This is a genomic window from Kitasatospora sp. NPDC051705 (assembly GCF_044453265.1).
Taxonomy (GTDB): Bacteria; Actinomycetota; Actinomycetes; order Streptomycetales; family Streptomycetaceae; genus Kitasatospora.
This window is the reverse complement of record NZ_JBITCO010000002.1, coordinates 278299-296045: the sequence shown is the minus strand read 5'-3', so window position 1 is coordinate 296045 and position 17747 is coordinate 278299. Positions and strand designations below refer to the sequence as shown.

Sequence of the window (17747 nt, the reverse complement as noted above, 5' to 3'; positions counted from 1 at the left end):
TCATGGCCCACGTGCTCGGTCAGAACCAGTACGGCAAGGCGGAGAACCGCATCGTGCGGATCTACCGCGACTCCACCCGGCACGAGATCAAGGACCTGAACGTCTCGGTCTCCCTCCAGGGTGAGTTCGAGGACGTCCACCTCACCGGCTCGAACGCCAACTGCCTCCCCACCGACACCACCAAGAACACCGTGTACGCCTTCGCCAAGGAGTACGGGATCGAGTCGGCCGAGGCCTTCGGCATCCTCCTGGCGCGCCACTTCGTCGACGACACCGAGCGCGGCGTCGTGCACAGCGCCCGGATCCGGATCGAGGAGTACGCCTGGGACCGGATCAAGACGCCGGACAACTCGGCCCGCTTCATCGGCTCGGAGGAGGTCGGCCACTCCTTCGTCCGCAACGGCCAGGAGACCCGCACCACCGAGGTCGTCTACGACGGCGAGTCCGTCCAGGTCATCTCCGGCCTGAAGGACCTCATCGTCATGAACTCCACCAACTCGGAGTTCTGGGGCTACATCAAGGACAAGTACACCACCCTGCAGGAGGCGTACGACCGCATCCTCGCCACCCAGGTCACCGCCCGCTGGAAGTACGGGTACAGCGGCCGTGACGGCGAGGCCCAGCCCAACTGGAACCGCTCCTACACCCACGTGCGGCGCCACATGCTGGAGGCGTTCGCCGAGACCTACTCCTACTCGCTGCAGCAGACCCTGCACTCGATGGGCACCCGGGTCCTGAACAACCGCGCCGAGGTGGACGAGGTCCGCCTCGAACTGCCGAACAAGCACCACTTCCTCGTCGACCTGGAGCCGTTCGGCCTCAAGAACGACAACGAGGTCTACTACGCCGCGGACCGCATGTACGGCCTCATCGAGGGCACCGTGCACCGCGAGGGCGTCGTACCGGTCATCCCGGTCGTCTGACCTCCCCCACCCCATGGACACCGCCCGGAATCGCCGCACCCTCCGGCCCCCTACGGCCGGTCGAGTCCGGGCGGACGGCAGTACCCGCACCACCGGCACCACCAGTTTCTCCACCCCCACCCACCGGAGTTCGTGTTCGCCTCGCGGCGGCCGGCCCGGGGCACCGGAGAGGCCGGCCGAGGGACCCTTGCACCGCCGTCCCGCCCTCGGCCACCGCAGTACCGGCCAGTCTCCAGCGCCACGGGCGCGCCGGGAGTCACGAGCACAAGAGGGGCTCGACATGGCACCCAGCACCAGCAGCAAAGACGGCGGTTCCACCCCAGCGAGAACGCCCGGCCCGGGCGACGCGTCGGCCCACGCCGGCACGTCACCCGGGTCCGGCACCCACCCCGTGGACGAGGTGCTGCCCCCGGTGAAGCTCGTCTCCACCGGACTGCAGCACGTCGCCGCGATGTACGCGGGAGTCGTCGCACCCCCGCTCATCGTCGGCGCCGGCGTCGGGCTCTCCCCCGGCGAACTCGCCCTGCTCATATCGGCCAGCCTGTTCACCGCCGGACTGGCCACCCTGCTCCAGACCCTCGGCGTCTGGAAGATCGGGGCGCGACTGCCGTTCGTGAACGGCGTCTCCTTCGCGGGGGTCGCACCCATGATCGCCATCGCCCAGGAACACGGACCGAAGGACGCCCTCCCGGTGATCTTCGGAGCGGTGATCGTCGCGGGGCTCCTGTGCTTCCTCGCGGCGCCGTACTTCTGCAAGCTCATCCGGTTCTTCCCACCGGTCGTCCAGGGCACCGTGATCACCCTCATCGGGGTGTCCCTGCTCCCGGTGGCGGTCAACTGGGCGCGCGGCGGATCGCCGAGCGCCCCCGGGTACGGCTCCATGCGGGCCATCGGCCTCGCCGCGATCACCCTCGTCGCGGTGGTGCTCTTCAACCGGCTGCTGCGCGGGTTCTGGCAGCAGCTGTCCCTCCTGCTCGGCCTGGCGCTCGGCACCCTGATCGCCCTCCCGCTGGGCCTGGCGGACTTCGGCGCGGTCCGGGACGCGAAGGTCTTCGCGCTCCCCTCCCCGTTCCACTTCGGCGCACCCCAGTTCGACGCCGCCGCGATCGCCTCGCTCTGCATCGTCATGGTGGTCTCCATGACCGAGTCCACCGCCGACATGCTCGCCCTCGGCAAGATCGTCGACCGCGAGGCCGACGAACCCACCCTCGCCGCCGGCCTGCGCGCCGACGGGCTGGCCACCGCGCTCAGCCCGGTCTTCAACGGCTTCGCCGCCAGCGCCTTCGCCCAGAACATCGGGCTGGTGGCGCTGACGAAGATCCGCAGCCGCTTCGTGGTCGCGGCCGGCGGAGGCATCCTGATCCTGCTCGGGCTCTTCCCCGTGCTCGGATCGGTCGTCTCGCTGGTACCGCAGCCCGTCCTGGGCGGCGCCGGGATCGTGCTCTTCGGCACCGTCGCGGCGAGCGGTATCCGCACCCTCGCGGAGGCGGGAATGGAGTCCAGCTCGAACACCATCCTGGTGTCGGTCTCGCTCGGCGTCGGCATCATCCCGATCGCGGTGCCGACGTTCTACGACTCCTTCCCCGAGGCCGTCCGGACCCTGATGCACTCCGGGATCTCGGCCGGCTGCGTGATGGCCGTCCTGCTCAACCTGCTCTTCCACCACGTCGGGGCCGCCCGCCGGACCGGGTCCGGCCAGGCCCCCGGCGCGACGGTGCCGACGGCGACACCGTCCTGACCGGCCCGGGAGGGGCGCACGCCGCTCGACCTGCGCCCCTCCTGGCCCTCCCCCATAGGAGTAACACCATGGCAGTCCAGCCCCCGCCCGCCGACCAGCGGATCGTCATCGAGAACGTCGCGATCGCGACCGTCGACGCCAACGACACCGAGTACGCCCGCGGCCACGTGGTCATCCTCGGCAACCGGATCGAGTCGGTCGGCGACGGCCCCGCCCCCCAGTGGCTGGACAACGTGGTGCGCCGGATCAACGGCGAGGGCCACCTGATCACCCCCGGCCTGGTCAACACCCACCACCACTTCTACCAGTGGATCACCCGCGGCCTCGCCCAGGACGACATCCTCTTCGACTGGCTCGTCGCCCTCTACCCGACCTGGGCCCGGATCGACGAGAAGCTCGTCCACGCCGCCAGCCAGGGCTCCGCCGCCGCGCTCCTGAAGTCCGGCTGCACCACCGCCTCCGACCACCACTACGTGTTCCCCAAGGACGGCGGCGACGTCCTCGGCGCCTCCATCGAGGCCGTCCAGGAGCTCGGCCTGCGCTTCACCGCGCTGCGCGGCTCGATGGACCGCAGCAAGAAGGACGGCGGCCTGCCGCCGGACCACGCGGTCGAGAAGCTCGACGACATCCTGGCCGCCTCCGAGGCCGCCGTGGACCGCTACCACGACTCCTCCTTCGGCTCGATGCTGCACGTCGCCATCGCGCCCTGCTCGCCCTTCTCCGTCTCCACCGACCTGCTGCGGATGTCCGCCGAACTCGCCCGCCGCAAGGGCGTCCGGCTGCACACCCACGGCTCGGAGACCGCCGAGGAGGAGCAGTTCTGCAAGGAGCTGTTCGGCATGGGCCCGACCGACTACTTCGAGTCCGTCGGCTGGCTCGGCGAGGACGTCTGGATGGCGCACTGCGTCCACATGAACGACTCCGACATCGCCAAGTTCGCCGAGACCGGCACCGGCGTCGCCCACTGCCCGTCCTCCAACGCCCGCCTCGCCGCCGGCATCGCCCGCGTCCCCGACATGCTCAAGGCCGGTGTCCCGGTCGGCCTCGGCGTGGACGGCACCGCCTCCAACGAGTCCGGCGAGCTCGGCACCGAACTGCGCAACGCCCTGCTGATCAACCGCCTGCACGGCTACCCGACCGCCCTCACCGGCCGCCAGGCGCTGCGCCTGGGCACCATGGGCGGCGCCCGGGTGCTCGGCCGCCAGAACGAGATCGGCTCGATCGAGGCCGGCAAGCTCGCCGACCTCGCGCTGTGGAAGGTCGACGGGGTCATGCACTCCTCCATCGCCGACCCGGTCGCCGCGCTCACCCTCGGCGCCCTGCCGCCGCTGGCCGTCCTCTTCGTCAACGGCAACGCCGTCGTCGAGAAGGGCGAGCTCACCACCGTCAACGAGGACCGGATCGCCCGCGCCTGCGCCCGCGCCGCCAAGGAGCTCGCCGCCCGACCCGTGTGACACCCCACGAACTCCGGGCCGCCCAGGGACGGTGCGTGACCCGGACTCCGCGGACCGGCCCCTCGGGCCGGCGAGCGGACCGCGGCCCCGGACCCACGGCGAGGGTTCGGGGCCGCGGCGTGTCTCCGACCCGCTCCCACCCCCGTGAGGAGCGGGTCGGACGATCTGTGGGGGCCCGGGGGGCGCCCTCGCGTGCGGGGGCCGGTTCCCCTCCGGGTGCCCACTCCCCCGGGGGCCGCTTCCCCGAGGTCGCTTCCCGGTCAGTGGACGGCGGCCGGCCGCGCCGCGCGCCGGGTGACCACCGGGAGCGCGCTGCCCGCGAGGACGAACAGCCCCGCCAGGACCACCCAGCCCGCCACGCCGTGGTCGACCACGGTCAGGGCCACCACCAGCGGGCCGATCACGTGGGCTGCCGCCTGGCCGCTCATGAACACGCCCTGGTACTCGCCGTGGGCGCGCGGATCGGCCAGGTCCAGGCTCAGGGTCCAGCCGCCCGCGGAGGTGAGGAGCTCACCGAGGCTGTGCACCAGCGCCCCGGCCAGGACCACCCCCGCCGCCAGAGCGGCCGAACCGTGCCGGGCCGCCGCGTAGCACAGGCAGCCGACCGCCAGCAGCAGGGCGCCCCGGGCGCAGGCCCGGGCCGCCGAGCGGACGTCGCCCACACCACGGCTCGCCCGGACCTGGAACACCACCACCAGCAGGCAGTTGACCACGTCGACGGCCGCGACCACCGCCGCCGGCGCGTCCGTCGCGAGCACGATCCACAACGGGATCGCCACGGTGAGCACCGGCAGTTGGAGCTCCAGCACCGCGTGCAGCGCGGTGACGAGCAGGTAGCGGCGGTCGCGCAGCGCCGTCCGCCGCCGCGCCACCGGAGCCTTCAAGGACTGACTCTGACGATCCGTCAGCTGCTCGTCGGGCAGACCCGCCAGCAAGGCCGTCGCCCCCAGGAAGGTCACGGCGTCCAGGGCCATCACGGTGACGTACCCGGCGTAGCTGTCGGCCTGCAGCGCCAGCGCCGCACCACTGGAACCGATCACCAGTCCCGCGTTCATCACCGAGCGCAGCAGCGCCCGCGAGCGCACCTGGCTCTCGGCGGGCAGTGTCCGGGCGATCAGCGCGCTGCGTACCGCCGCCGCACCGCGCTCCAGCACCGTCGCCACGCAGGCCAGCGCCACGAAGGCGGCGAAGGAGTGCACGAAGGCGTAGCCGAGGACGGCGAGCGCCTCCAGCGGCCCGACCACCAGCAACAGCCGACGGCTGCCGACCCGGTCGGCCAGCCGGCCCATCGGCACCCCGGCGCACACCCCGCAGACGCCGGCCACGCTCAGCCCCAGCGCCACCCGACCGGGGGTCAGGCCCACCGAACGGGTCAGGAACAGCACGGCGACCGTGACGAACAGGCCGTTGCCGATGGTGTTCACCAGGCTCATCAGGGCGAGCCTGCGCAGCAGTGGATCGGCCGGCAGCAGCCGGCGGACGGCGGAGCGGCGCACCGCGGTGGAGGTCATGGCAGTAGGACAGCGGGCTTCCCAGCGCGGCGGAACTCTTTTACCGTTACGGTCAATGTTCGAGTTCCACTTGGGCGTCGACGACCTCGCCGCCACCTGGTTCGGCTACTCCGCCCTGCAGGAGGCGGTGTTGAGCCTGCGCGCCCGCCGCTCGCCCGGCCGCTACCCCGAGCAGCAGCCATGGATCGCCGGCTGGCAGGACCGCTACGAGACGCTGGACACCGCGCTGTTGGAGGCGATGATCGCTCCGGTCGGCTTCGTACCGGACTTCCTCACACCGCGTCCGCTCGGCCCCCGCCCCGACTTCGCCGCCGAGTTGGCGCGTCTGGCGGCCACCCCCGCGGAGGTGGTGCGGGCCGACGTGCTGGAGGCGTACCGCGGCGGCGGGAACCCCAGCCCGCTGCCGCCGGCGCTGGCCGCACTGATCGACGACCCGGTGGAGCTGGCCGGACGGACGGCCGAGGCCCTGGACGCCTATTGGACGCGGTGCCTCGCCCCGGCCTGGTGGCCGCGCGCCCGGTCGGTCCTCGAGGCGGACATCGCCTACCGGGGGCGAATGCTCTCGGAGCGCGGGGCGGAGGGGCTGTTCGCCGACCTCGACACCAGGCTGACCTGGCACGCCGGGGTACTGCGGCTCGTCGACCCGCACCCGGCGGTGAAGGCGGTGGGCACCACGGTCGACGTCGCCGGCCGGGGGCTGGTGCTGATACCGACGCTGTTCGGGCTGGGCGCGCAGACCGACGTCACCCAGGCGGGGCCACCGCTGGTCTGCTACCCGGCGCGCGGCAAGGCGACCATGGCGGAGGGGCTGGGCACCCGGCGGCCGGCCCGGGCGGACGCGGCGCTGGCGGGGCTGATCGGGGCGCCGCGGGCCCGGCTGCTGGCGATGCTGGCGACCCCGGCTAGCACCACGGAGCTGGCGCAGCGGCTCGGGGTCACCCCGGGCGCGGTCAGCCGCCACCTCGGCGCGCTCGCCTCGGCGGGTCTGCTGGACCGCACCCGGCACGGCCACCGCGTCCTGTACCGGCGCAACGGGCTGGGCGACGCGTTGGTGGAGGGCGGGGGCAGCGGGTGACGGGGGCGGCGGCGGTCGCTGCGGGGCGGGGCGGCGGCTGCGGGGCGGGTGACAGCGTTCGGCGAACAGATTTCAGCTGACAACTTTCATCATCTGTTATCTGTCTGCTGTTATCCGTCGACTGTCACCTGTTCGCCGCCGGCTGCCCACCCCGCGCCCGGCACGCCCCGGACACCCGGACACCTCGGACGCCTCGCCTCAGACCGTGCGGCCCAGCGTGGCGAGGTAGGCCCGCCAGCCGCCGTGGTGGGTGATCTCGCGGTGGACGCCCCGCTCCAGCTCACCGCGGGCGAGCAGCATGGACAGGCACGCGGAGCCGTCCTCCAACTTGATCACGCCGAGCTCCAGCTCGTGCGGCTCGCCGGGGAGGATGACGTCGCGCAGGTGGTCCAGGGAGATGTCGTACAGCTCGCCCACGATCGCGCTGTCGACGCCGGAGTCGGCCAGCAGGCCGGGGCAGACGTCCTTCTCCCCGTCGACGTCGATGGCGAAGAACCGGTAGCCGGGGGCGGTGCGGGCCGGGCCGACCAGCGCGTCGGCGACCTTGGCGTGGAAGGGGCCGCCGACCATGGCCTGGCCGTTGAAGAAGATGCGTGCCACGGGTGAACTCCTCACCGGGAAGGGCCGTCCCGTACGACGACGAGAGGAGAGGTGGATTCGTCGCCGTACGGAACGGAGCAATGGGCCGGCGGGACTGCTACAGCCTGGCAGGCGGCAGCGGTGGCGTCGGCGGATAGATTGAGGCTCAGCCCAGCAGGGGGAGCGCGGGGAGGGTCAGGAAGTCCGCGAACTCCTCGGCCAGGGCGACCTGTTCGAAGAGCTGGGCGGCCTCGCGCCAGCGGCCGCCGGCGTAGGCGTCCTCGCCCAGTTCGGCCCGGAGCTCGGCCAGCTCGGTGGCGACCAGGGTGCGGACCAGCTCTGCGGTGGCCTTCTCGCCGGTGTCGGTCAGGACGACGCCGTTGTGGATCCACTGCCAGATCTGCGAGCGGGAGATCTCGGCGGTGGCCGCGTCCTCCATCATGTTGAAGATGCCGACCGCGCCGAGGCCGCGCAGCCAGGCCTCGATGTAGCGGACGCCGACCTGGACGGCGTTGTGCAGGCCGGCACGGGTGCAGGTGCCGCCGGCGCCGGCAATGTCGAGCAGCTGGGCGGCGGTGACGGGCTCGGCCGGACCGGGGTCGTCCTTCTGGTTGGGACGCTCGCCGAGCACCGCGTCGAAGCAGGCGCGGGCGACCGGCACCAGGTCGGGGTGGGCGACCCAGGAGCCGTCGAACCCGTTGCCGGCCTCGCGGTCCTTGTCCGCCTTGACCTTCTCCAGGGCGGCGGCGTTGACCTCGGGGTCCTTGCGGCTGGGGATGAACGCGGCCATGCCGCCGATCGCGTGGGCGCCGCGGCGGTGGCAGGTCTGCACCAGCAGCCGGGTGTAGGCGGCCATGAACGGCGAGGCCATGGTGACGGTGTTGCGGTCCGGCAGGATGTAGTGCTCGCCGGCGTCGCGGAAGTTCTTGACGATCGAGAACAGGTAGTCCCAGCGTCCGGCGTTGAGGCCGGCGGCGTGGTCGCGCAGTTCGTGGAGGATCTCGTCCATCTCGAACGCGGCGGTGATGGTCTCGATCAGGACGGTGGCCCGGATGGTGCCGTGCGGGATGCCGAGCCGCTCCTGGGCGTGGGTGAAGACGTCGTTCCAGAGCCGGGCCTCGAGGTGGCTCTCGGTCTTCGGCAGGTAGAAGTACGGGCCGGAGTTCGGGTCCTCGGCGCCCTTGGCGATCAGCCGCGCGGCGTTGTGGAAGAAGTACAGGCCGAAGTCGAGGAAGGCGCCGGCCACCGGGGTGCCGTCAACGAGGAGGTGCGTCTCGTCGAGGTGCCAGCCGCGCGGGCGGACCACGACGGTGGCGAGTTCGGCGGCGGGCTTGAGCGCGTAGGACTTGCCGGCCGGGGTGGTGAAGTCGATCCGGCCCTCGAAGGCGTCGATCAGGTTGATCTGGCCGCTGACCACGTTCTCCCAGGTCGGGGAGGTGGCGTCCTCGAAGTCGGCGAGCCAGATCCGCGCCCCGGAGTTGAGGGCGTTGATGACCATCTTGCGGTCGGTGGGGCCGGTGATCTCGACCCGGCGGTCCTGGAGGGCGCGGGGCGCCTCGGCGACCTTCCAGTCGCCGGCCCGGACGTCGGCGGTCTCGGGGAGGAAGTCCAGCGTGCCGGCCTGCGCGATCTCCGCCCGGCGCGCCTTCCGTCGGGCCAGGAGTTCCTGTCGGCGCGCCTCGAACGTGCGGTGGAGGCCCACGACGAAGGCGACGGCCTCCGGGGTGAGCACCTCCTCCGCCCGGTGGACGCGCGGACCGGCGACAGTGACGACCGGAGCGGCGGGAGAGGCGCCGACGGGTCCCTGATCTGTAGCCATGGGCAGGACACTCCTAAGCGGTTGAGCCTGGCGAAGGGAGCTCCGGTGGGAACTTCCTTGATCGGAACCCACCTGTCGGCGGGTTCGATTCTGTAAGGTGGAGACTAGTTTCCGCGATACAGAATTTCAACGGTTTGTTGATGTGATCGCCGGGACTCTACTCCTCCCCGACAGCGAAGGGAACGCCGGTGGTTGCGACCCCCGACACAGCATCGACGACGGGCACCGACCGCGCGAGCGGCGGCGTGCAGTCCGTCGAGCGCGCCTTCCAGCTCCTGGAGGCGCTGGCCGACTCCGGTGGTGTCGCCACGCTCAGCGAGCTCTCCACCAGCTCCGGCCTGCCGATGCCGACCATCCACCGCCTGGTTCGTACCCTCGTCCAGCAGGGCTATGTGCGCCAGGACACCGCGCGCCGCTACACCCTCGGCCCCCGGCTGATCCGCCTCGGCGAGACGGCCGGCCGCCTGCTCGGCAGCTGGGCCCGTCCCTACCTGGCCGAACTCATGGAGGCCACCGGCGAGACCGCCAACCTGGCGGTGCTGGAGGGCGGCGAGGTGGTCTACGTCGGGCAGGTGCAGTCGCGGCGCTCGATGCGGATGTTCACCGAGGTCGGCCGGCGGGTGCAGCCGCACTGCACCGGCGTCGGCAAGGCGTTGCTCGCCCAGCTGCCCGAGGAGGAGGCGCGCGCGGTGCTCGGCCCCAACCCGCTGCCCGCGCACACCGAGTACACCGTCACCGACCCGCAGGAGCTGCTGGAGCAGCTCGCCGAGGCGCGCGAGCGCGGCTACGTGGTCGACGACCAGGAGCAGGAGATCGGCGTGCGCTGCATCGCGCTCGCCGTACCGGGCGCGCCCACGCCCACCGCGCTCTCCGTCTCCGGCCCCGAGGCCCGGATCCGCGCGCTGGAGGAGCAGGCCGGCGCCTCCGCGCTCGTCCCGGTGATGCACCACATCGCGGCCCGGCTGGGGCAGGTCCTGGCTCCCTGAACGGGCTCAGCCCCTCTCCCGGTGCGCCGGAGGCCGGCCTGACCCCGGATGCGCCGCAGGCCGGACGGCCCCCGGTGCGCCGGAGGTCCGACGAGCCGACTTCCGGTGCACCGGTGCGCCCGTCCAGGCGAACGGCTGGCGGGTTGTCCGGGCCCCCGGCGGCCGCCCCGCCACCCTGGGTGCGGGCGCGGCGCGCGACGGCGCGGGCCGCCGGAGCGCAAGGGCACGGGTGAGTCGCGATGGAACGCAGGAGCACGGGGCGTCGGGGATCCGGCGGGGTCGGTGGGGCCGGGCTGGTCGCCGTGGTGGCGGCGGGTTGCGCGGTGGCGGTGCTGGCCGCCGGGCCGTCCTGGGCGCTGCGCCGCCCCGAGCCGCGGCCGGTGGTGGACGTCGGCGCGGCCCTGGTCAAGCCCTCGAACTCCGACCTGGAGGTGGTCCGGATCGACCCGGACCCCGCTCCGCCCGGTGGCAGCACGACGATCCACGCATTCGTCGGGAACGGCGGCCCCGACACCACCGCCTCGCCGTTCACCGTCGTGGTCACCCTGCCGGAGGGGGTCACCCCCGAGGAGCCGTTCTTCCCCGAGGACTGCGAGGTGTTCCAGAACGGCCACCGGGTGCGCTGCGTCTTCCCCGCGGGGCTGAAGTCGGGGCGCAGCGCGACCGCGCTCGTCCCGGTCCGCCTCTCCCCCGACCTCCCGCTCGGCACCCTCCAGGGCGGCTGGGTCGCGGTGCGCGGCGCGGACGACAAGGACGAGACCAACAACCGGAAGCCGTTCGAGATCAGGGTGGTCGAGACGACCAACGACTGAGCCGGTACGCCCGAGCGCCCGGGGCCGAGTGGTCGGCCCCGGGCGCTCGGGCGTCAGCAGCCGGGAACGGGCTGCCGGCGGTGATCACGTGAGCCGTCGGGCCCGAGCGGCTGGACCCGACGGCTCACGCGTCAGCGGTAGACCCGGACGTAGTCCGCGGCCATGCTGAGCGGCGTGGTCCCCTGCGGCGCCGGGTGGTACTGCCCCGCGCACACCGAGAGGTTGAGGATCAGGTACGCCGACCAGTTGGCGCCGACGCCCTTGCCGTCCGAGAAGACCTTGACGCCGTTGACGTACCAGTCGACCGAGTTGGCGCCGTAGTAGGTGCCGATCGTCACCCACTGGTCCTTCGCGACGGCACCGGCGTCGGTGTAGTACTTGGCGTTGCCGGGGTTGACGTGGTTGGTCAGCTCCAGCAGGTTCGGGTTGTCGGGGTGGTACTCGAAGGAGTCGATCTCCCCGTTGCCGTTCTTCCAGGTCCACAGGGCCGGCCAGGCACCGGAACCGGACGGCAGCTTGACCCGGGTCTCGGCGTAGTCGCCGGTCTTGACCTGGAAGCCCTCGCTGGAGCCCTCGGTGGTCAGGAAGCCCGCGTTCCAGGCCTGCTTGCCGTTCTCCAGGGTGGTGCCGCTCGGCGCGGCCGTGAAGGTGGCGACCCCGTTGGCGACGCTGACGTTGTTCTTGTTCAGCAGGTCGAGCTTGTTGTCGTCCGGGTTGTGGTTCCCGTACCTGTAGGCGGTGCTCTTGTCACCGACCCAGCGCGAGCCCCAGGTGATCGAGCTGTTGAACTCGTCGGACCAGGTCAGCGCCTTGCCCGCGACCGGGGAGGCCGGGGTGCCCGCCGAGGGGCTCGCCGTGGCACCGGGGGCGCTGGTGGGGGACGGCGTCGGGGTGGCGGTGGGAGCCGGGGTCGGGGTCGCCGTGCCGGAGACCACCAGCTGCTGCGAGGGCAGGTTGTGCCAGGCGCCGCCGAGGTCCTGCCAGAAGCCGAACTGGCTGTACGTCCCGGCCGGCAGCGCGCGGGCACCGCTGGTGAAGGACAGCCCGCTCGGGCAGATCTGCACGTTGGAGAGGTTGCCGGGGAAGTCCAGGTTGGTGCCGCGCGCGTCGCGCACGCCCACACCCACCGTCTTCGCGGTGACGCAGGCCGAGGAGTGGACGGTCAGCGAGGCGGTGGCGGCCTTGTTGGCGACCATCGTCGCGGGGGCCAGCCGGTCCTGGGTGACGGTCGGGGTGGTGGCGGCGTGGGCGGCGACGGTCGCCGGGAGGCCCAGCAGACCGGCACCGCTGACGGCGACCGCCCCGGTGGCGGCGAGGGCGGCGAAGCGGCCCCGGTGGGCCGGGCGGGCGTGGCGCGGCGTGCGGCGCCGGAGGGCAGGCTGGTGCATGGGGTGTCCTCTGCGACGCCTGCGAGGTGAGCTGTCGGGTTCGGGCTGCAGTTGCCCGGCCGCCGGTGGGAGCGGCTTCACCCCTAGCCGCGACCCGCACGCGGGAGAGCGTGCGGGCCGGGCGCTGACCTTGGTTCCCCCGCTCCCGTCCACTGTGGTCCTCGGTTGCCCGCCGGCGGGTGGACGGGACTCGGCGTCCCGGCGGCGGGGTCCGCGTGGCGGACGGCCGTTGCAGGCTAGGCAGACCGTCCGTGAACGGACAACTCTGCCGGGCGGGTTGTCGCGCAGCTCACAGTGGTGTCGATCAACGACGCTGCGTGGCGGTCGAGTTGATCATCCCCTCGGCCGAGCCGGGCGTCCACCCGGCTCCCGGCCTGCGCCGCCGGCGCCCGGCGACCGGAGGACGGCTCGCCGGTGCCGCCGAGGGACGTCCGGCGGGCGCCCGCCCGGTGCGCCCTCCGGCGCGGCCGACTCCCCCGGCCGCGCCCGGCACAACTGCACCCGCCGGGCTCGCCCGGTCGGATAAATTGGAGGTCCGACATCTTCCGCAGTGCACAAGACCCCACGGACCACCCGTGCGCACCCCACCGGGAACGAGGTACCGCCCCACCATGACCGCGCCCTTGCCCGCCTTCGCCGGCCGCACCTACCTCTTCCGGGCCGACAACGGCGCGGCCTTCCGCAACGCCTACTCGGCCGACGGCACGCGGCTGCGCTGGGAGGGCCTCGGCGAGTCCGCGGGCCAGTGGGAGGACGTGCGGCTGCACGTCGCCGAGGTGGCGCCGGAGATCTACTTCGTCAGCTGGACGGAGCAGAGCGGGATCACCGTCAGCCACGTGATGGACCTCGGCAGGCTGACGGTCCGCGCCTTCTGGACATTCGAGGGCGAGGGCGGCCGGGTGGGCGAGCTGCACACCGGGACCCTGGAGCGGGTGGCCTGACCGATCGGTCCGGGCGGTCCGGCCGGGGGCCGCTGCGGTCCGGAGCCGTTACGGTCAGGGGTCGGTCGGGCCTGGGCCGGGCTCGGGCCTGGGCCGGGCTCGGGCCTGGGCCGGTCGGACCGGGGCTCAGACGGTCTGGTTGGGCACCTTGAGGTGCTGGGACAGCCACTCGAGCGAGGAGGGCAGCAGCGCGCTCCACGTCTCGAAGTTGTGGCCGCCGTTCTCCAGCATGCTGTAGGACACCTTCATCGGGTCCTTCACCGCGTCGACGAAGGCCTCGGTCTCGCGCCGGTAGTCGCCGTCGCCCTTCTTGGTGCCGGCGAGGAGCACGGACACCTTCGGCTGCGGCAGGTTCTTCAGCCGCCACAACAGGTTCGCCTCGTTTCGGCGCTGGCTGCTGCCGCCGAACAGGTCCCCCGTGGTCGGGTCGTCCGCCGCGTCGTAGTAGGCGGAGAGCGCGACGGCCGTCGGGAAGACGTCGGGGTGGCGCATGGCCAGCTTGAGCGCGCAGTAGCCACCGGTGGAGTTGCCCATGAAGGCCCAGGCCTGCGGGTCCGCGGAGACCCGGTAGCTCGCCTGGATCGCCGAGGGGACGTCCTTGGTGAAGTAGGTGTCGGACTGCGCGCCGCCCGGGATGTCCTCGCACTCGGTGTCCTGCGGCAGGGCGGGCGAGGGGCGCACCAGGACCATGACGGTCGGCTGCATCCGGCCCTCCTGGAGCAGCTTGAGCGCCGCGCCGGGGTAGTTGAAGCGCGTGATCAGGTTCTCGGCGATCCCCGGGAACCCGGTGCTCACGATCACCGCCGGGAACTGCTTCTGCGCGTACTCCGGCTGGAAGTACTGCGGCGGCAGGTAGACGTAGCCCTCGGTGGAGAGGCGACTGACCGCGCCGTCGATCCGCACCTTGCGGATCTCCCCCGACTGGGCGGGCTCGCGGCCCATCGCGCCGCCGCCCTTGACGGAGGCGTGGCCGATCGTCTCCACGAGCAGGCGCCCGGAGGCGTCCGCCTTGTTGTGGATGACCACCGGTCCGGTGTCGCCGGTGCCCAGCAGGTCGTCCCAACTGCTGTAGAAAGCGAAGTAGTTGTTGGCCACCAGGCCGAGCGCGGCGAGCACCGCGAGCTGGGTCGCGAGCAGTGCGCCGATCCTCCCCAGGACCGCCTGCCAGGTCGCTCTCGCGAGTCTGGGCCAGAGCCAGACCGTGCCGGCCATCATCACGACGGCGATCAATACGGTCAGCGCCAACACCTTGTGGCTCGTCAGACCCATGTCCTGCTTGCTCCCACGCCTCGAACTCCAGTCCCCTCCGCTGGGGACATCCGAGGAGGTCACCCCGGTTCCCCCCGCCGGGGCGCGAGGATCAACCCTAGCGTCCGGCTGGGAGAAGGCTGACGACGGCTGGGAGGTCACGGGGAGTCTGCTGGTCGTTTCCGGGTAACGGATAACAGGTGACAGAGTTTGAAATCTGTTATCTGTTATCTGTCGTCTGAAATCTGTCAGCTGTCAGCTGTTGTCACCACGCGGGCGGACCGGGCCGGCGGGATGGCGGACGACGGCCACGGCCCGGCGCCGACCGTCGCCGCCCTACCGACACGCCGGCCACGCACCCCCTACCCTGAGCGTGCATCAGGTCGAGACGGACCGACACGGAAGGCGACCCATGGGCGGCTGGACGGACGACATCCGGGCACGGGTGCGGGAGCCCCGGATCTGGTACGTGGCGACCACCGGGGCGGACGGGGCCCCGCACGTCACGCCGATGTGGGTGGACCTGGCGGGCGACCGGGTGTTCTTCAACACCACCGTCGGGCGGGTCAAGGAGCTCAACCTCCGCCACGACCCCCGGCTCTGCCTCTCCCACGCCGATCCGGACGACCCGTACGACCGCGTCCAGATCCACGGCCGGGCCGTGGAGTTCGTGACCGGCGAGGAGGCGGACCGCCAGCTGGACCGCCTGGCCCGGAAGTACCTCGGCTCGGACCGCTACGAGTGGGGCGTGCCGGGCGAACGGCGCGTCACCGTGTTCGTCGAGCCCACCCGGATCCGCCGGGTCGTGGGGGTCGAACCACTGCCGGCCGCCGCCCGCCGGAGCGACTGACACGCCGGAGCCGGCGGGGGGTTCGAGGGCGTAGCGGCGCCGGGGGCGGAGCCACGCCCCCGGGGGGGGCTTCAGGACACCCGTTCCCAGAGCCGCAAACCGGCCGTGAGCTCCCGCATGCAGCGCGCGCCGAGGTCCTGCGGGGAGTCCGGGCCGGTGGCGGGCGCGTCGGAGGAGGCCCACTGCTCCAGGGCCACCCGGATCGCCGCGGTCGCGGCGGCGGCGGCCAGCCGGATCTCCAGCGGATCGGTGCCCGCCGGGCAGCGCTCGGCGAGGACGGCGCGCAGCCGCGCCTCGGAGTCGGCGTGGACGCGCTGCCAGGTGCCGTCCAGGCGCGGGTCGCGCAGCAGGCTGCGGGTCCACCGCATCATCTCGGCGCCCGCCTCGTCGACCGGCGTCAGCGACACCGCCGCCGCACTCTCCAGCGCCTCGCGCAGCGGCAGTCCGGCCGGGCTCTCGGCGAGCCGGTCGACCCACTGCCGTCCGCCCGCCGCGAGCAGCGGGGCCACGGCGTCCTCCTTGACCGAGAAGTACCGGTAGAAGGTGCGCAGCGAGATCCCCGCGGCGAGGGCGATCTCCTCGGCGGTGGTGGCCTCCGCCCCCTTGTCGGCGAAGAGCGCAGCGGCGGTGCGGGCGATGTCGAGCCGGGTGGCGTCACGGCGGCGCTGGGTGAGGGTCGGGCGTCCGGTCACGAGGGTCAGCCTACGCGGGACTGCGCCAGGTCGGCACGCCCTGGCCACATGGCTCGACAAGCCTTATTGGCACGTTATGCCACCTAGGCGTACCGTGTCTCTTGAGGTCGAGAGACCACGAACGAACGGAGTACCACCATGGAGCGCTTCAGCGGACGGAACGTCCTGATCACCGGCGGCGGCTCAGGCATCGGCCAGGCGACCGTGCACCGGATCCTCGCCGAGGGCGGACGGGTCGTCGCCGTCGACGTCGACGAGGACGGCCTGAAGAGGACCCTGGACCGCGCCACCACCGACGGAGTCGCGGACCGGCTGACCATCCAGGTCCTGGACATCTCGGACGAGCCGGCCGTCGTCACCGGCGTGGCCGCGGCGGTCGCCGGCCTCGGCGGGCTGGACGTCCTGGTGAACGCGGCGGGCATCCTCCGCTCCTCGCACACCCACGAGACCACCCTGGACTTCTGGAACGGGCTCCTCGCGGTCAACCTCACCGGCACCTTCCTGATGACCCGCGAGGCGCTCCCCGCCCTGCTCGCGGGCGGCAAGGGCGTGGTGGTCAACTTCAGCTCCACCTCGGCGAGCTTCGCCCACCCCTACATGGCCGCGTACGCCGCCACCAAGGGCGGCATCCAGTCCTTCACGCACGCCATCGCCGCCGAGTACGCCAAGCAGGGGCTGCGGGCGGTCTGCGTCGCACCGGGCAGCATCGACAGCGGCATGACCAACGACCCCGGCCTGCCCTCCGACGCCGACTTCAGCCTGCTGGCCAAGCTCTCCCCCGCCCTCGGTCAGGGCTTCGCCGGCCCGGAGACGGTGGCCGGGGTGATCGCGATGCTGGCCTCCGAGGACGGCGCCTTCGTCACCGGCACCGAGCTCCGCATCGACGGCGGCACGCACATGTGACACGCCGGGCCGCCGGTTCCCCGCCGCGCGGAACGGACGCGCCGGGCCCGCGTCGCTCCCCCGCGGGGGCGGCGCGGGCCCGGCGGCGCGTGCTGGCGAGGGTGGCTGGCAGGGGGCGCGTGAGGTCGCCGGGGTGGCTCGGGCGGTCAGGTCAGGGGCTTGGCCATGACGATCTCGCGCACGCCCGTGACCGCGTCGGCGCCGGTGTCCGGGGCCGTGTGGGCGTCGGTGCCCGCGGCCGGGGCCGTGCCGGCGTCCGCGGCAGCGTCCGCACCGGCGCACACGATGAAGCCGTGCCGGCGGTACAGGGCGAGCGCGGGCTCGTTCCCGGCCAGCACGGCGAGACGCAGCACGGTGCCCCCGGACGCCCGGGCCCAGCGCTCGACCTCCGCGATGAGCAGGTCGGCGACGCCCCGTCCGCGTGCCTGCGGCCCGACCCACACCGAGCGCAGCTCCCGTACGCCGTCCGGCCCCGGGACACCGTCCGCCAGGCCGATCGGGGTGCCGTTCGGGCCGCCCGGGCGCTCCGGACCGTCAGCGCCACCACCGGTCAGCAGGGCCGCCACGTGGTGCGCTCCCGGCAGGTGCAGTCGGGCCCGCCACCGCTCCTCGCCGCCGTGCCGCCAGTCCGCCAGGCGGGGCCGGAAGGCCTGCGGCGCGTCGGTGAGGGCGGCGAGGCGGAGGTCCCGCCACAGCGGCCAGTCGTCGGTCGTGAGGATCCGCAAGGTCACCATGGCGGTCACGGTAGTTCGCCGGGCGACGGGTGGACGGCCGCACCGCTTGGTGCCCGTCCGCGCCGGGGCGCGTGGTCAGGCATGCGGTCAGGGC

Annotated in this window: 16 protein-coding genes and 1 riboswitch; of the genes, 9 read left to right on the top strand and 7 right to left on the bottom strand. The window is 72.8% G+C overall.

Going from position 1 to position 17747, the window contains the following annotated elements:
* Positions 1–2 precede the first annotated feature (2 nt).
* The 3 genes from pucL (at position 3) to ACIA8Q_RS03915 (ending at position 4115) form a co-directional block, all read left to right on the top strand.
* Positions 3–923, top strand: coding sequence for a factor-independent urate hydroxylase (pucL, locus tag ACIA8Q_RS03925; RefSeq protein WP_360213974.1), 921 nt, complete (start codon positions 3–5; stop codon positions 921–923).
* 280 nt (positions 924–1203) lie between these two features.
* The gene (locus ACIA8Q_RS03920) at positions 1204–2661 is read left to right on the top strand and encodes a nucleobase:cation symporter-2 family protein (RefSeq protein ID WP_360213972.1); all 1458 of its coding nucleotides are present in this window, start codon (positions 1204–1206) and stop codon (positions 2659–2661) included.
* Positions 2662–2729: 68 nt separating this feature from the next.
* Entirely contained in the window at positions 2730–4115 is a 1386-nt protein-coding gene (locus tag ACIA8Q_RS03915; RefSeq protein ID WP_360213970.1) for an 8-oxoguanine deaminase, read from the top strand.
* Between the two features lie 260 nt (positions 4116–4375).
* Here ACIA8Q_RS03915 and ACIA8Q_RS03910 read toward each other — a convergent pair whose 3' ends face one another.
* Positions 4376–5626: an MFS transporter gene (locus ACIA8Q_RS03910; RefSeq protein ID WP_360213968.1), complete on the bottom strand. Its 1251-nt coding sequence runs from the start codon at positions 5624–5626 to the stop codon at positions 4376–4378.
* Between the two features lie 55 nt (positions 5627–5681).
* Between ACIA8Q_RS03910 and ACIA8Q_RS03905 the strand changes: the two genes are divergently transcribed.
* Positions 5682–6701: a winged helix-turn-helix domain-containing protein gene (locus ACIA8Q_RS03905; protein WP_360213966.1), complete on the top strand. Its 1020-nt coding sequence runs from the start codon at positions 5682–5684 to the stop codon at positions 6699–6701.
* A 198-nt stretch (positions 6702–6899) separates the two neighbouring features.
* On the opposite strand, the gene ACIA8Q_RS03900 is transcribed toward ACIA8Q_RS03905, so the two are convergent.
* Positions 6900–7301: a gamma-glutamylcyclotransferase gene (locus ACIA8Q_RS03900; protein ID WP_396316717.1), complete on the bottom strand. Its 402-nt coding sequence runs from the start codon at positions 7299–7301 to the stop codon at positions 6900–6902.
* 145 nt (positions 7302–7446) lie between these two features.
* On the bottom strand, positions 7447–9099 hold the full coding sequence (gene aceB, locus ACIA8Q_RS03895; protein WP_360213962.1) for a malate synthase A: 1653 nt from the start codon (positions 9097–9099) through the stop codon (positions 7447–7449).
* Between the two features lie 188 nt (positions 9100–9287).
* Between aceB and ACIA8Q_RS03890 the strand changes: the two genes are divergently transcribed.
* Together ACIA8Q_RS03890 and ACIA8Q_RS03885 are read left to right on the top strand one after the other, a co-directional pair.
* A complete protein-coding gene (locus ACIA8Q_RS03890; RefSeq protein WP_360213960.1) occupies positions 9288–10085 on the top strand; it encodes an IclR family transcriptional regulator in 798 nt (265 codons plus the stop codon).
* Positions 10086–10324: 239 nt separating this feature from the next.
* Positions 10325–10897, top strand: a complete 573-nt coding sequence (locus ACIA8Q_RS03885) for a hypothetical protein (protein ID WP_360213958.1) — start codon at positions 10325–10327, stop codon at positions 10895–10897.
* Positions 10898–11028: 131 nt separating this feature from the next.
* Here ACIA8Q_RS03885 and ACIA8Q_RS03880 read toward each other — a convergent pair whose 3' ends face one another.
* On the bottom strand, positions 11029–12285 hold the full coding sequence (locus tag ACIA8Q_RS03880) for a hypothetical protein (RefSeq protein ID WP_396316716.1): 1257 nt from the start codon (positions 12283–12285) through the stop codon (positions 11029–11031).
* An 8-nt stretch (positions 12286–12293) separates the two neighbouring features.
* Positions 12294–12452, bottom strand: a riboswitch (cyclic di-AMP (ydaO/yuaA leader).
* 444 nt (positions 12453–12896) lie between these two features.
* On the opposite strand from ACIA8Q_RS03880, the gene ACIA8Q_RS03875 reads away from it, so the two are divergent.
* Entirely contained in the window at positions 12897–13226 is a 330-nt protein-coding gene (locus ACIA8Q_RS03875) for a MoaF-related domain-containing protein (protein WP_360213953.1), read from the top strand.
* Positions 13227–13352: 126 nt separating this feature from the next.
* Here ACIA8Q_RS03875 and ACIA8Q_RS03870 read toward each other — a convergent pair whose 3' ends face one another.
* The gene (locus tag ACIA8Q_RS03870; protein WP_360213951.1) at positions 13353–14495 is read right to left on the bottom strand and encodes an alpha/beta hydrolase-fold protein; all 1143 of its coding nucleotides are present in this window, start codon (positions 14493–14495) and stop codon (positions 13353–13355) included.
* Positions 14496–14886: 391 nt separating this feature from the next.
* Here ACIA8Q_RS03870 and ACIA8Q_RS03865 point away from each other — a divergent pair, with 391 nt between their 5' ends.
* Entirely contained in the window at positions 14887–15324 is a 438-nt protein-coding gene (locus tag ACIA8Q_RS03865) for a PPOX class F420-dependent oxidoreductase (RefSeq protein WP_360213949.1), read from the top strand.
* A 71-nt stretch (positions 15325–15395) separates the two neighbouring features.
* On the opposite strand, the gene ACIA8Q_RS03860 is transcribed toward ACIA8Q_RS03865, so the two are convergent.
* Entirely contained in the window at positions 15396–16016 is a 621-nt protein-coding gene (locus ACIA8Q_RS03860; protein ID WP_360213947.1) for a TetR family transcriptional regulator, read from the bottom strand.
* A gap of 138 nt (positions 16017–16154) precedes the next feature.
* Here ACIA8Q_RS03860 and ACIA8Q_RS03855 point away from each other — a divergent pair, with 138 nt between their 5' ends.
* Positions 16155–16919, top strand: coding sequence for an SDR family oxidoreductase (locus ACIA8Q_RS03855; protein ID WP_360213945.1), 765 nt, complete (start codon positions 16155–16157; stop codon positions 16917–16919).
* A 146-nt stretch (positions 16920–17065) separates the two neighbouring features.
* On the opposite strand, the gene ACIA8Q_RS03850 is transcribed toward ACIA8Q_RS03855, so the two are convergent.
* On the bottom strand, positions 17066–17653 hold the full coding sequence (locus ACIA8Q_RS03850) for a GNAT family N-acetyltransferase (protein WP_360213943.1): 588 nt from the start codon (positions 17651–17653) through the stop codon (positions 17066–17068).
* Between the last annotated feature and the right edge of the window lie 94 nt (positions 17654–17747).